This window comes from Desulfatiferula olefinivorans, from assembly GCF_054657895.1.
The window spans coordinates 1-279 of record NZ_BAAHXV010000146.1 but is presented as its reverse complement, the minus strand read 5'-3'; the positions used below and the strand labels follow the sequence as shown (position 1 = coordinate 279).

The 279-nt window shown below is 61.3% G+C and carries 1 protein-coding gene; it reads left to right on the top strand.

Annotation, left to right across the window (positions count from 1 at the left end; translation table 11 throughout):
- Positions 1–279, top strand: a 279-nt coding sequence (locus ACYQ11_RS22230) for an InlB B-repeat-containing protein (RefSeq protein ID WP_459926027.1), incomplete at both ends; no start/stop codon positions are given.

Sequence of the window (279 nt, the reverse complement as noted above, 5' to 3'; positions counted from 1 at the left end):
AACACCGGGTCCCTGGTGAAAACCGGATACACCTTTGCCGGATGGAACACCGCCGCCAACGGATCCGGTACCGCCTACAGCGGCGGGGACACCTTTGCCATGGGGTCTTCCAATGTCACCCTGTATGCCCAGTGGACGGAAAACACCTATTCCGTCACCTATGACGGCAATGCCAACACCGGGGGCGCCGTGCCCACGGACGGGACCAGCTATCATAACGGCGACACGGCCACCGTTCTGGGCAACACCGGGTCCCTGGTGAGAACCGGATACACCTTT